This window comes from Ruegeria sp. BF6 (assembly GCF_056538665.1).
In genome coordinates, this window is record NZ_JBQFTN010000002.1 from 276,856 (window position 1) to 289,798 (window position 12,943).

General features: G+C 55.9%; 18 protein-coding genes. 17 read left to right on the top strand and 1 reads right to left on the bottom strand.

Features of this window, described 5'->3' with window-relative positions:
* Position 1 precedes the first annotated feature (1 nt).
* From ACR0IM_RS09405 to ACR0IM_RS09435, 7 genes are all read left to right on the top strand, one after another.
* On the top strand, positions 2–1,369 hold the full coding sequence (locus ACR0IM_RS09405; protein WP_480681665.1) for a hypothetical protein: 1,368 nt from the start codon (positions 2–4) through the stop codon (positions 1,367–1,369).
* On the top strand, positions 1,366–1,506 hold the full coding sequence (locus tag ACR0IM_RS09410) for a hypothetical protein (RefSeq protein ID WP_480681666.1): 141 nt from the start codon (positions 1,366–1,368) through the stop codon (positions 1,504–1,506). The genes ACR0IM_RS09405 and ACR0IM_RS09410 overlap by 4 nt, the downstream gene beginning before the upstream one ends.
* Positions 1,503–1,880: a GNAT family N-acetyltransferase gene (locus tag ACR0IM_RS09415; protein WP_480681667.1), complete on the top strand. Its 378-nt coding sequence runs from the start codon at positions 1,503–1,505 to the stop codon at positions 1,878–1,880. The genes ACR0IM_RS09410 and ACR0IM_RS09415 overlap by 4 nt, the downstream gene beginning before the upstream one ends.
* Positions 1,871–2,797, top strand: coding sequence for a hypothetical protein (locus ACR0IM_RS09420; protein WP_480681668.1), 927 nt, complete (start codon positions 1,871–1,873; stop codon positions 2,795–2,797). The genes ACR0IM_RS09415 and ACR0IM_RS09420 overlap by 10 nt, the downstream gene beginning before the upstream one ends.
* Complete coding sequence (locus tag ACR0IM_RS09425; RefSeq protein WP_480681670.1) at positions 2,797–3,390, top strand: hypothetical protein; 594 nt, start codon at positions 2,797–2,799, stop codon at positions 3,388–3,390. Before ACR0IM_RS09420 ends, ACR0IM_RS09425 begins: the two co-directional genes overlap by 1 nt.
* An 8-nt stretch (positions 3,391–3,398) precedes the next feature.
* On the top strand, positions 3,399–4,580 hold the full coding sequence (locus ACR0IM_RS09430) for a hypothetical protein (protein ID WP_480681671.1): 1,182 nt from the start codon (positions 3,399–3,401) through the stop codon (positions 4,578–4,580).
* Between the two features lie 171 nt (positions 4,581–4,751).
* Positions 4,752–6,608, top strand: coding sequence for a hypothetical protein (locus ACR0IM_RS09435; protein ID WP_480681672.1), 1,857 nt, complete (start codon positions 4,752–4,754; stop codon positions 6,606–6,608).
* On the opposite strand, the gene ACR0IM_RS09440 is transcribed toward ACR0IM_RS09435, so the two are convergent.
* On the bottom strand, positions 6,602–6,904 hold the full coding sequence (locus ACR0IM_RS09440; RefSeq protein ID WP_480681673.1) for a hypothetical protein: 303 nt from the start codon (positions 6,902–6,904) through the stop codon (positions 6,602–6,604). The two genes, ACR0IM_RS09435 and ACR0IM_RS09440, sit on opposite strands and share 7 nt — an antisense overlap.
* 77 nt (positions 6,905–6,981) lie before the next feature.
* On the opposite strand from ACR0IM_RS09440, the gene ACR0IM_RS09445 reads away from it, so the two are divergent.
* The 10 genes from ACR0IM_RS09445 to ACR0IM_RS09490 all read left to right on the top strand — a co-directional run bounded on the left by ACR0IM_RS09445 (position 6,982) and on the right by ACR0IM_RS09490 (position 12,926).
* Entirely contained in the window at positions 6,982–8,127 is a 1,146-nt protein-coding gene (locus ACR0IM_RS09445; protein WP_480681674.1) for a hypothetical protein, read from the top strand.
* 161 nt (positions 8,128–8,288) lie between these two features.
* Complete coding sequence (locus ACR0IM_RS09450) at positions 8,289–8,507, top strand: hypothetical protein (RefSeq protein ID WP_480681675.1); 219 nt, start codon at positions 8,289–8,291, stop codon at positions 8,505–8,507.
* A gap of 20 nt (positions 8,508–8,527) precedes the next feature.
* Complete coding sequence (locus tag ACR0IM_RS09455; protein ID WP_480681676.1) at positions 8,528–8,728, top strand: hypothetical protein; 201 nt, start codon at positions 8,528–8,530, stop codon at positions 8,726–8,728.
* 484 nt (positions 8,729–9,212) lie between these two features.
* The gene (locus ACR0IM_RS09460; protein ID WP_480681677.1) at positions 9,213–9,767 is read left to right on the top strand and encodes an N-acetylmuramoyl-L-alanine amidase; all 555 of its coding nucleotides are present in this window, start codon (positions 9,213–9,215) and stop codon (positions 9,765–9,767) included.
* Between the two features lie 10 nt (positions 9,768–9,777).
* Positions 9,778–10,035, top strand: a complete 258-nt coding sequence (locus ACR0IM_RS09465) for a hypothetical protein (protein WP_480681678.1) — start codon at positions 9,778–9,780, stop codon at positions 10,033–10,035.
* A gap of 2 nt (positions 10,036–10,037) precedes the next feature.
* Positions 10,038–10,244 (top strand): hypothetical protein, encoded by a 207-nt coding sequence (locus ACR0IM_RS09470; protein ID WP_480681680.1) that lies wholly within the window; start codon positions 10,038–10,040, stop codon positions 10,242–10,244.
* A 212-nt stretch (positions 10,245–10,456) separates the two neighbouring features.
* On the top strand, positions 10,457–10,735 hold the full coding sequence (locus tag ACR0IM_RS09475; RefSeq protein WP_480681681.1) for a hypothetical protein: 279 nt from the start codon (positions 10,457–10,459) through the stop codon (positions 10,733–10,735).
* A 102-nt stretch (positions 10,736–10,837) separates the two neighbouring features.
* Positions 10,838–11,806: a hypothetical protein gene (locus ACR0IM_RS09480; RefSeq protein ID WP_480681682.1), complete on the top strand. Its 969-nt coding sequence runs from the start codon at positions 10,838–10,840 to the stop codon at positions 11,804–11,806.
* Positions 11,803–12,099 (top strand): DUF6378 domain-containing protein, encoded by a 297-nt coding sequence (locus tag ACR0IM_RS09485; RefSeq protein WP_480681683.1) that lies wholly within the window; start codon positions 11,803–11,805, stop codon positions 12,097–12,099. Before ACR0IM_RS09480 ends, ACR0IM_RS09485 begins: the two co-directional genes overlap by 4 nt.
* On the top strand, positions 12,075–12,926 hold the full coding sequence (locus ACR0IM_RS09490; protein WP_480681685.1) for a hypothetical protein: 852 nt from the start codon (positions 12,075–12,077) through the stop codon (positions 12,924–12,926). Before ACR0IM_RS09485 ends, ACR0IM_RS09490 begins: the two co-directional genes overlap by 25 nt.
* The last annotated feature ends 17 nt before the right edge of the window (positions 12,927–12,943 follow it).

Genomic DNA, 12,943 nt, shown 5'->3' on the forward strand with positions numbered 1-12,943 from the left:
CATGGCCTTGGTTGAGTTTGTAGGCCAATCCGCCAAGAGCGAAACCGCTCCGGGGGCCGGAACATCACGCCTGCTGAACCTATACCGCGAACCCGTCACGGAAGGTGATTTAACACGCTATATCCTGCGCCCGGTGCCGGGTCAGGTCAGCGTTTACAGCCCGCCGAATGAGTTTCAGCGCGCAATGCGGTGGGTTGATAACGATGTTTACATTGCATCCGGCGGGAATCTGTCCGTTCTGAGCGATGATGGCGTACCAAGCGCCCTTGGGACCATTGCCGACGATGTAAATACTGCCATCGCCGGAAACGTCGGGTACGTCACCGCTGTAGCTGGGGGCAACTACTACACTTGGAATGGAACGGCGATGGCAGAGCCAGCAGACGGGGCGTTTAGCAACTATGGATCTGTTGAAACCATCGGGCAGCGAACGCTTCTGACGGAATTGGGTGGGCGTCGTATCCAGTGGTCGGATATCGCAGACCCGACCACCCTGAACGGGCTGAACTTCGCCACAACAGAGGCGGGGGAAGACAACAACATCCGGGGCGTTGCTCTGAATGGCAACTATTGGGTGTTCAAAGAGCGCTCTATTGAGATTTGGTATGAAACCGGCGCGTCGGACTCGTCGCAGGCGTTTCAACGGGTTTCAGGTGGCGTTCTTACAACGGGATTGAAGTCGTTCAACCTGCTGACAAAGTTTCGCGGCGGTCTGTTTTTCGTCGGTAACGACGGCATTGCCTACCTGACAACCGGGCAGGGCATGAAGCCCATCAGCACCCAGCCTGTCACAAGGGATATTCGAGAAAAGAACCCGACGCACTGCTTCTACTATGAGCATGAGGGGCACAAGTTCTGTGTGCTTCGGTTCTCGGGGCGTCCAGCCTGGGTTTTCGACTTTTCCACGACGGAATGGCACGAGCGTTCCGAGGGTGTGGATCACGGCCCATGGGACGCCGTAGAGGCCGCACAAACGACCGCCGGTGAATGGCTGGTTGCATCTGAACTTGGCGCAATCTCGCGCCTCTCCAACACGCCACAGGATAAGGGCGGGACACTGTATCGCCGCGCGGTTTCCCGGACGTTAAGGCGGGGTGGTGCGCGCTTCAGGGTGCCTGCGCTTGAGTTCATGGCGGACTACGGGCGGGTTCCCACGGATAGCTCTGTAGAGTTGATGGTTCGGTTTTCGAAGGATCGGGGCCACACGTGGAGCGACGAGCGCCGCGCGTCCATGGGGGATCTGGGGGACTATCAAAATCTCGTCGTGTTCCGGTCTCTGGGGCAGTTTCGGCAGCTAACGGCGCGGATCGACATAACGCACGGTTATGAACTGCCACTTTTCTCTGATCAAAACTTGAGGTTGGCATGAGCGCGCCACGGCTAAACAGCACAACGCAGGTTTCAACGCCGGAGGGAATGCCGACCTTTGAGCTTCTGAAGCTGATTGCAGAAATGTCGCGGTATATCGAGGCCCTAGAGGCAAGGATTGAGGCGCTTGAGTCGTGAAGATCACCAGAGACGAGGCGCGGGAATACTTCCTACACCCTTCACAGCAACTGGATATCGACCCTGACAACTTGCCGGGTGACCCGGTTCAATATTGGGCGAATGGAGGTGTGTGCGGTGTGTTTCACCCCTCATTCTGGCCCGGTGTTTGGATGGCTCATTACGCGGTCAAACCCGAAGCTTGGGGGGAAACGGTCCCCGCAGGCCGCGCGGTTCTGAGTGCCTTTTGGCAGGCGAATAAGCCAAATCTCATCATCGGATGGACAGACCAGGACAACAGGCAGGCCCTGAGCTATGCACGGCGGCTCGGGTTTAAAGAAATTGGAACGATGCAAAACGGCGTCGTCACGCAGGAGTGGACACCATGGGTATAGGCGCAGCAATTAGCGGCATCGCTGGCGGTATTCTCAGTTCAAATGCTGCAGGTGACGCAGCAGACGCACAGACAGAAGCGGCAGAACTTCAGGTCGACCTTCAGCGGGACATCTACAACGAAACAGTTGATCGCTTCGAGCCGTTTCTGAATCTGGGGACGGACTATTCAAATGCGCTACGTTATGAATTGCTGGGTGGTGAAGTCCCAATTATGGGGGCGACTGACTACGAGATTAAAGAAGTCCGAACCCCAACTGGCGGACGCGTGCCGGGTCAGGCAGGAAATGCGACGGGGCACAGTCTTCAAGACCTCATTTTCGGAAACTGGAACCGCGACGAAGACGGCAACTTGCTCCGTGGTGCAGGGTCACGGCCTCAGCAATACGCAACGCAGTACACCGTTGGCGGGCATACTTTCGACAGCAGGGGGGACGCTGAATATTGGGTTTCCCAAAACAGTGGCGGTACTCCTTACCGGGGGTTCCAGGCAACGCCCGGCTATCAATTCGCCTTGGATCAAGGCCAAGCGGCGATTGATAACAGCGCAGCGGCGCGCGGGAACGTGTTCTCTGGGGCTACCCTAAAAGCTCAACAGGAATTCGGAACGGGTCTGGCTAATCAGGAATACAACAACTATCTGAACCGCCTTACCGGACAAGCATCACAGGGACAGGCCGCAGCGGGCAATATGGCAACCGCAGGGGCAAACTACGGTGCCGGTGCCGGAACGGCTTATGCCAATATGGGCAACGCACAGGCGGCGGGCTACATCGGCCAAGCCAACGCCATTAACAGCGGTATTAACAACGCTATCGGGGCTTTCGGCTACATGAACAACGGCGGCAACATGTTGACCGCTTCCAACGGTATTCAGGTGCCAGGCAATCTAATGAATAGCGTAGGGTCGCTGTTCTGATGAATGCGCTGCGTGAGGGCATCATTTCATCGGCAAGGGCCTTGGGTATAGACCCTTTGGATCTTGCCACGGCCATTAGTTATGAAACTGGTGGTACGTTTGATCCGACGCAGATAGGCCCGACAACGCAGTGGGGTCAGCATCGCGGCCTGATCCAGTTTGGCGAACCCCAAGCCCGTCAATACGGGGTGGATTGGTCTAACCCGGTTGGTTCGCAACTCGGCCCTGAGGGTGCGGTGGTCAACTACCTGCGCTCAACAGGAGTTCGCCCCGGCATGGGGTTGCTGGATATCTATTCAGCCATCAATGCGGGTGGGGTTGGGCGCTACAACGCCTCTGACGCAAACAATGGCGGGGCTCCCGGTACGGTTCGGGATAAGGTCACTCAACAGATGGACGGGCACCGGCAGAACGCCATCGCGCTTCTGGGCGACGTTCCACAGGGGGCAGACATGCCCGCACAGCAACCAAACGCCCTTTCCGGGGGTGACACTCCGGAACAACCACGAAGCAACGCCCTGCGCCCGCATACACTGGACCCATCGCGGTTTATGACTTCGGTCGCACCTCCGACACCGCTGAGATTTAGCTGAGGAATGACATGTCAGGAATGAACGCAAATATCATCCTAGGTGGGCGCGGCGTTGATGGGATCAATGCTTTCGCGCGCGGTCAGGCACTGCGGGCACAGGCAGATCAGACACAACAGCAGAACGCTTTGCGCAACCTATACCAGACGCAAGGAGCCAATATCCTAGCCGGTGATCAAAACGCCCTGAACGCCTTGGCGCAGCACGATCCGGCGCAGGCTTTGGCAATCCAAGGTCAGCATCAACTTCAGAACCAGCGCAATGTAGATGCGAAGCGGGCAGCGGAGGAATACGCGCGCAAGCTGACCGCAGAGCAACGCGCAGCAGAAGCCGCGAAGATAGAACAGGGGATTACCCGTGCAATCGGCATGTATCAGGCCGGGGATCTGAACGGCGTCAATCAAATCCTGCAAAGTGCAGGTGAACAGCCGATCCAGAGTCTTGAGCAATTCCCGGCGATTGCTGCCATTTATGGCGATGTACTGGATACTCTGAAAACCGTTAAGGATGTGACTGAGCCAGAAGACCCAGCCGACGAATACGGGCGCTATGTAGCCGAGGAAACCGCAGCAGGCCGCACACCGTTAAGCCGGATTGAGTACAAGCGGGCAGGCCAAAAGACGCAAAAGGTGAGTGTTGGGTCAGATGGCAGCGTTACCCTTGTTGAGGGCTTTGGGGATTCCGGCGCACCGCCGAAACTGACAGTTGACGCAGGTAAAAACACCGGGTTCCTGATCCGCCTGAATGATTCGCAGAAAATTCTAAACGAATTGGAGCAAGAGGGGCTTAGCTTCTTTGAGCAAAACGCGGATGCGGTCCCCCTTGGGCTGGGTAACTACTTTGTTGGTGAGGACTTCCAGAAGTTCGACCAAGCGCGCCGCGATTTTGTGAATGCCATCCTGCGCCGTGAATCTGGCGCAGTTATCAGCGATCAGGAATTTGCCAATGCGGAGAAACAATATTTCCCCGTACCTGGCGACAGTGAGGCGGTGATAGCACAGAAGCGTAAGAACCGTGAAAATGCAATAGCGGGTGTGCGAGCTGGATCAGGTGACGGTGCGCAGTATGTGGACCAGCTTCAACAGCAGGAGCCTACCCCCGAGGCGGTCGGTTCAGGTTCTGGTGAGTTTCAGTTTGAGAGCGAAGAGCAGAAGGCGTTGTTCGATAAATACGCCGTTCCCAACGGACAATGAGAAAAACCATATATCCGACAAAGGCTATAGGCCAGATGCTCGGCACCCACCAATCGGTGCCAAGGGTGTAGATGGCCACTCCGCACCAAGCAGACAAAAGCCCTAAAGCTATGCAAATCGCCGTTTTATGCGGCGTCCACTTCAAAATCATACCCTAAAAATGGGGGCGAAATGGCAACCTTTCAAGAACTGATGCGCGCGGCACAAAACGCAGAGAATTCGGGCGACACCAATGCGGCGCGACAGCTTGTTCAAATGGCGCAATCCATGCAGGCCCCGGCAGAACCACAGACTGATGTTATGGTTCCCCAAGCCTATGACCCCACGCAAGATGTAGCAACGAAGCGTGAGGATCGGTTCGGAGATACAATCCGGGCGGCTACTAAGGGTCCAGTTGCTGCAACTAAGCATTTTGCGGGTGAGGTGATGGACCCAGATAAGGGCGTGGGTGAGCGCGCCTTGGCGGCGGGTAAGACTGCCCTTTCGGCGGCAGGGGCAACATATGCTTTTGGTGCTGGTTTGGTTGGTGAGACACTTGGGGGAAACCCAACACAGGAAAAGAAACTCGCCCGTGATTTGATGATGATGGGTGAAGTGGCCGCGCCGGAATTGGCCGGAGTTTCGAGTGGGGTTCGTGCCGCAGGTAAAGTTGCAAAGGCAGCGGACACGCTCAACAAGTCTCCAACCCCTCGGCAGGAGATCGCCCGTGCGGCGGATGATCTTAATATTGTTCCCAGCCTTGGGGCCACAGGGAAGACTCACGGTCAGGTTGCTGCTGCCTTGGAAAAGGTTCCTGGTGTCGGGAAGGTATTGGAAAACGATGCAACGCGATTTGTCGATGACGTTGAGCGCGCCTTTACACAGGTGCGGCGTGGGGTGGGTGAAGCACAAAGCGCAGCAGACGCCGGGGAAACTCTTCAGGGAGGTGTAAAGAAGTTTGTTCAGCGCTTCGAGGAAACATCGAAAAAGTTGTATGACCGCGTTGACGAGTTCATTCCTAACGACATGGTTGTCGATTCACCAAACACCATTAGATTCGTCAACGAATTGACGTCTGAGTTCGCTGACAAACCTGCAATGTTGCAGCAACTTGGTCTGAACAAATTCGCACGGCTCGCGGGCGACATGGAAGGCGGGCTTTCATGGCGAGCAATAAAGGATCTGCGTTCCAGTATCGGGCGAGCTATTGGAAGCAAGTCCGGCCCTCTAGAGGGGCTAGACAAATCCCAACTACGCCAGATGTACGGTCAACTTACCGCAGACATGCAGGCGGCGACGCAAAAAGCGGGGCCGAAGGCCGAGGCGGCATGGAACCGGGCCAACAAGCACTATGGTGCCGGGGCGCGCAGGATCGAAAGTGCACTAGACAAGACTATCAAGGCAGACAGCCCCGAACGCGCCTTTGAGGCGTTTGCAAACATGACCAAGGCAGACAGGGCCACTGCGGATGTGCGCCGCATGAATGCTATCAAGAAATCCATGCCCAAAGAGGACTGGAATACAGTTTCAGCCAGTATCATTGACCGCCTAGGCAAGGCTCCGGCAGGTCATCAGAGCGCAACAGGTGACGTGTTTTCCCCCGGAAAGTTCCTGACCGAATGGAACAAGATGAGCCGGGAGGCGAAGTCTGTGCTGTTGGAGCCAGGAGCGCGGGCGCAACTCGATAAGTTGGCGCGTGTTGCCGAAGGCGTAAAGCGGGCAAACGCAGAGCGGAATTTCTCAAATACTGGAACAGTAGAGACATGGCTTGCCATCGTGTTTGGGACAGGTGTTAGCCCTGTAGCGACGGCATCGGCGGTAGGTGCGGCGAACCTTTCCGCTCGTGCAATGACATCCCAGAGGTTCCTGAAGGCAGCAAACAGGGCCGCGCGCGGTGACTACAAGGCCATGCAGGCCCTTGCTAAAGGCGGGTCTCCCTACGCGAAGGACGCACAAACCATTCTAAGACTGTCTGCTGCTGATGCGGCGTCTATAATCCCAGCGGACAACGAAAACACCTCGCCAGAACTGCTAATTGCGCCTCAATAAGTGGTGCAAACAACTTGCTGCCCGTATTGCGGCTGACAAACCGTTCTTTGCGGGCTGGTCATTTGCGGAAATGGCTGGATCTGTGTTGGTTGGTAAACAGGCTGGGGCACATAAACCGGAGCAACCCGTTGCTGTTGTCGAACGTCATATAGCTCGGCATAGCTATCACAAGCCTTATCGTCGCCACCAACACAGGCAGCGGACAGGTCCATAAGGGTCTGATCAATTTGGGTTGCCTGCGTTGTTGTTTGGCATCCTGACAGCATCGCAAAGCATACGAATAAAAAGCGCTTCATAAAAACCTCTCGTCAACCCCACCAACAATGCCCGCGAAATTGAAAGTATTCAATAGGGTGAATTTCTGAGGGAAATCATGGCAGAACAGCTATCCACTCTGACACCCTTTCGGGTGTTGGACGCAAACGGCGATCCTATCAGCGGCGCTAAAGCGTACTTCTATGAGACCGGAACCAGCAATTTAGAAACGGTCTATACGACAAGTGCGCTTTCCACGGCCCACCCATCGCCACTGGTAGCCGATTCACAGGGTAAATTCCCCCCGGTCTGGCACTCTGGGTCGCCCGCCCTGAAGGTTGTCATCACAGACGCAAGTGACGTGGAGATTAACGGCTCCCCGCTTGATCCGGCCCCCATGACTTCTAGTGCAACAACAGCGGCTAATATTTCCTTCACGCCCGTTGCCAACAACCCGGCCAACAATGTGCAGGAGGCAATCGAAAACGCTTCTAGTCTGGGTCGGCCCGTTGAGACCCGCGCCACAAACTACACCTTCGTTGCTGGTGATCGAGGGAAGTACATTCGCTGTACCGCAGACATGACTTTGACGCTCTTGGCGGCGAGTGTTGCGGGTGACGGCTGGGACGTGATGGTTGAGGCATATGGCGGCGATGTTACGTTTACCCCTGATGGGTCCGATACGATCAACGCAACCACACTTTTAGACGGCCAGATTGCCACTCTGTACTGCGATGGTTCTGGGTGGCGGCTGGAATCTCGGCATGTGACGGCTTCGAAGATTCAAGAGTACAATGTAACAGCAGCCGGGGCGGTTGACATTACCCTGCCTAACGACCGCTTCACACATTACAGGGTTATTGTCAGTGATCTGGCCATGGGCACGTCAGGGGCAGACCTTCGGCTGCGTACCTCATCTGATGGCGGGTCAAACTTCGATGATGGCGCATCTGACTACTTCCGACAAATCCTGATTGCTGCTGGTGCTAGTGTTTCATCAACGGGTGCCACTGCGGGATCATATATTTGCACGCCCACCTTAGATGATACGAACGCAGCGCGGGTTGACCTCCTGGTAACGAATCCCGGCGGAACTGAAGAAACCGGGTTCAACAACGTGTATTCGGGGGTCAACAACTCGTCAGTGTTTGTCTCGGGAACCGCTGGGGGGCAGCGCAGCAGCACGACCGCCGTTAACGCACTCCGCTTTTACCCGCAATTTGGGGTCATGGCGGGAAAATTCACTCTATACGGGCTGGGCTAATGTTTAGATATGTGAATGGGGAAAAAACCCCCTTAACCGCTAGTGAGTTGACCGCTATTCAGGCTGAGCCAGATCCGGTTCCGGCTTCCTTGGATCAGCAGCGAGCAAGCGCAACGCTGTCTCGTTTTGCTTTCGGTGCCGCTGTTGCGCAGGCGGGCTACGTGACCTTTGAACAGGCAGCGCAATGGGCGGCGGGCAATGAGATACCCCCGCAATTCCAAGGAGTGATCGATGCATTGCCGCAGGCGGAGCAAGGACCAGCCATTCTGGACGCTCTGTCACGTGATCCGATAAGGCGCAACGGCACTCTAATGCCAGCGCTGGCCGCAGCATTTGGCGCGACGGACGCGGATCTAGACGCCCTGTTCGGGATTGCCTGATAGCAAGCGGGGCCGATGGTGTGGAAAAGGATATTCTTTCATATCGCCTATCGCAGGCGGAACAGAAAATCACGGAGCTTGAGCGAGACCTTAAGGAATTCAAAGAAGAAGAGCAGGCCCTTGAAAAGAAGCGCTTGCTCTGGGGCATATCGGTTCTCGGGTCAGTCATCATGACGCTCGGAGCGGTGATTTGGTCTTATCGGTCGGTAATATTCAAATGATTAATCTTAAAGTGCTTTTCCGTGTTTGTTCTGTGATTGTAGCCCTTCAGGTGGTTTGGGTAATGGCGGCGGCTGTACCTGCAAACTGGTTTTGGTTTGATGCAGAAGATTACTTCTTCACAAACGGAACTGAAGCGGCGCCTCCGACACTAACCATTGAACGGACTATAAAGCGGCCTGTTGTGATCCGGTACTCTGTTCGGATTATTCGTGTGACAGACGGCAAAGGGATCTGCACGGCATCACCTGCCGCGTTCCCATATGATCCGGCCTCTCCAAACCCGTCAGGGAATGACTTGGTGTGGTGGGTTGATGGCGATCCGGATTGCTGGCCGCTCGAACCGGGGCAGTACACAACAAAAACATGCTGGACGGTCATGCGCCCATTCTGGGGGATTGTACCACCTAAAACGGTGTGCCGCCGCAGTAACGTTTTCACCATTCACCATAGAGCGCCCGGTCACACAGAACTGAGGTAAATCACATGTCCTATCTACCCGATTCAAGGGTGGCGTACATCGTCATCCACTACTCAGCTACGCCCATTGAAAACTCGTTCACCGCTGCGGATATCGACCGTATGCATAGGCGGCGCGGGTTCAAGGAAATCGGCTACCACTGGTTTATTCGCAGGGATGGTACGGTAGAGGCGGGGCGTGACTTGTCCCAGCCGGGACGGTTTGAGACGGGCGCACATTCCAAGGGCGAAAACTCCATCAGCATCGGAATTTGCTATGAGGGTGGGGTAACCAAGTCCGATCCTAATACAGGCTTTGACAGTCGCACCGACGCGCAAACCCAAGCCATGATTAGACTCATCGACAAGATGCGGGCGCGGTTCCCCGGTGCTGTTGTTCTGGGCCACCGAGATATGCCCGGCGCTGCCACTCAATGCCCAGGCTTCGATGCGAAAACATGGTGGGACGGCGTTGTCCTTGATCGCGTCCAGAAGAAACCCAAGCGCGCCACCTACACCGTATTGAAGAACCCCCGAAAGGTCAGTTGGCTTACCCGCCTTCTGCGTAGACTGAAACGATAGAGGAAACACCATGAAACCGATGTTGTACGCCGCCGTTGGAGCGGCTTTTTTTGTGTCGGCTTGTGCTGATCTGACAGCCGCACAACGCGAAGCACTGCTTGCCGAAGCCGTGTTCCTTGCAGGCGAACTCTCTGACGGCGAAGTGACGGCCCCTGATCTGACCGACGCACAGCGCGCAGTCCTGAATAGCGCCTGCCGCTTAGGTCCGGTGTTTGCCCCGGATGAGTTTGAATCAATCGCGTTCGCTTGTGAACTGTTGGAGGCATAGAAATGAACGACAAGTTTATCCTGAAGTCCAAAACCATCTGGGGCCTGTTGATTGCCGCAGCCCCACAGGTGGCAATGCTGATGGGGTGGAATTTCGGCGTCGAAGATGCTGCCGAACTGAACACCCACGTCGAGAACCTTGTTAGCTTGATCGGTCTGGCTCTGGCGTTCTTTGGCCGAGTCAAGGCGCAGCAAAACCTGACGCTGTGATTAACAACCTGTCCCGGCTGACACACAAGGCGCTGTGCGGGCGGAACGAGTCATTTTGCAGTTATGCATTCCACCACCAGCATCGCCCGTTCTGGGCGTTCTGGGTGCGTGTGTTCGGGCGGGAACACTGCCGAAAGTCTCACGCAAGATACCACTAAGACAGGCTCTGGCTCGCACCTGTGCAACGCAAGCCCATCCCGGAGGGGAATCTCATGAAACTTATCGCAACAACCGCCTTGGCGGTCCTTTTGGCATGTTCGGCATTGGCCGCGCCAAACTGTGCATCAAGCAAAGACGTGATTGCAATCCTGACACAGAAGTATGGCGAAAAACCCATTGCCCACGGAACTGATGGTAAGGGGCGCTTAGTCATGTGGTGGGGAAACATCGAAACGGGGTCTTGGACCGCTACCGTCACAAATGGCGATCAGACGTGCATCGCTGCGCAAGGCGGTGGATTCAAGAGAATGGCTCTGGTTCCGAACGTCTGAGCCATGGTTACCCCATCCAGAGACCCGCAAGAGTGCCTGCGCTGCCTCCGAATTTTCGAGGAAGAAGGGCGGAACTATTCAGTAGGCGCTAGGCGGGCAGAAATGCCCCGCAGCACATTCAAGCGCCACGTGCTGAATGCAATGGAATTGAACCTAGCCGAAGTTCAGGCCGAAGAATCTATCTATGACCTAGGCTACAACACCGAAGCGGACGAGAAGACCCCCGCCCAAGCCTGGAATGAACACGCGGGCACGTTTGAGCGCGCCTATTCGGAGTCACTTCGCAAGCGATGGCGTACGATCAAGCGACCTAAAGGGGCGTTCTGCGTCTTCCACACCACCGACGAGCATGTGGACGACGACAAGACGCCGCTACGGCTCATAGAGGCCGATATCCGGGCCGCTGACGAGCTAAACGCCATCAAGTGCCATGGTGGGGATGTTCTTAACAACTGGCCTCTGGCGGGGCGTCTGGCGAAGCAATGGGCGGAACAGCAATGCACCCTGCCTGACGCGCTCAAGCGGATGCAGCACTTCTTTCAGCTTCTACAGCCTGATGTCGCAACGATGGGCAATCACGAGGAAATGAATCCGTACCTTGCCCAACTGATCGAGGCGGAATTACCAAAGAACTGCATCACTGACTATTGGGCCGTGAATTTCCGGGTTGAGACCCCATCGGGTCGACCGCTGCGCGCGGTTCTGTCTCACAAGTTCCAAAAGGGCTCATCGTGGTTTCATAAAGCCCACGGCCACATTCGGGAAATGCTTGAGGCGGAAGAAGCGGATCTGCTTATGGATGGGCATCTGCACTCTGACGGCGTTCTGGACCACAGTTTACCGGAACGGGGCCACTCCGCGCTTTGTATCGCTTCTGCGGGCTACAAGGTTCTGGATAAATGGGCGACCCGGATCAGCAAGGGCGGCAAGGTCCCGAAACTGAGGGGCAGGGCACATTGGGTGATTGTCGATCCCCAAGCTGATTATGACGCCAATTTCTGCACTGCGTTCAAAGACCCACTACAGGCTGAGGCATATCTGTCCGGCCTGCAAAACCTGAGGGCCGCATGAAACGAGCAGAAATCCTAGACACCGCGAAAGAGTACACCACCAAAGACCGCGCGGCGTCTCACGGAAACATGGAAAACAACTTTACCCGCATTGGGGCGCTTTGGTCAGCGCATCTAGGCGTCACAGTCACACCTACTGACGTGGCGTTGATGATGACGCTTTTGAAGGTGGCTCGCGCTGGCCAAAACCCCGCCCACGCTGACAACTGGATCGACATGGCGGGCTATGCGGCTTGCGGGGGCGAACTCACAGACGAATCGAGGTATCCATGCCAGGAATCGGAATCAGAATAGGGATAGAAATATCCGCATCCAGCAGGTTCATAGAGAACTATACGACTCCGAACAAGCTTGTCAGCCAGTCCTTTGTTGGAACCCCATACGTTGCGCACACCGCTGCGACGGCAATAGGTGTTGAGAGCGCCACGCAGGTCGCGGCGGCAATCGCTGGTGGAGTTGTCTTAACACCCTCGGGGGTTGAGAGCGCAACACAAGTAGGGGCGGCGGTTGTTCATATCACTGAAATAACCGCGACAGGTGTTGAGAGTGCGTCTGAGATTGGTGGTCCAGCGGTCTCTGAAACGGGTGACACCACAGCGCCCACTATGACGAGCGTCAACTTTAACGAGAGTACATCTGTGTTCTCTGCCACCCTATCAGAAGCAGCCACGCTTCATTTCTTGGTAGATTCAACGGAACCGACCACGGCAAACGCCATTATCAACGGGTCGGGGCTCTACAAAACAACGGTTAACGTTGGTGCCGGTGGCAGTTCTGAGCCAATGGAGTTTTCCTCAGTTCAGGCAGGAACACACTGGCTCGGTGTTATCCCGGAAGACGCATCAGGAAACAGCGATTTCGCGCAGGCACACGTCGCTCAATACACCTTCTCAGGGCCGTATGTAGCAACCGGCGTTGAGAGTGCGTCAGAGGTCGGCGCAGCAACCGCAAGCACCACCAGCGTTACAGCATCAGGCGTTGAAAGCGCCTCAGAAGTTGGCACGGCAGCAATCGTGTCCGGCGTCTGGGCCTATACCGGCTCAGTCGTGACCAACCTCCCGGCCAATGAAGGCTGGGGTTTCACTGGCTCGGTTATCGACACGATTCCAGCCGCAGCATAGCCAGACAGGAGAAATCG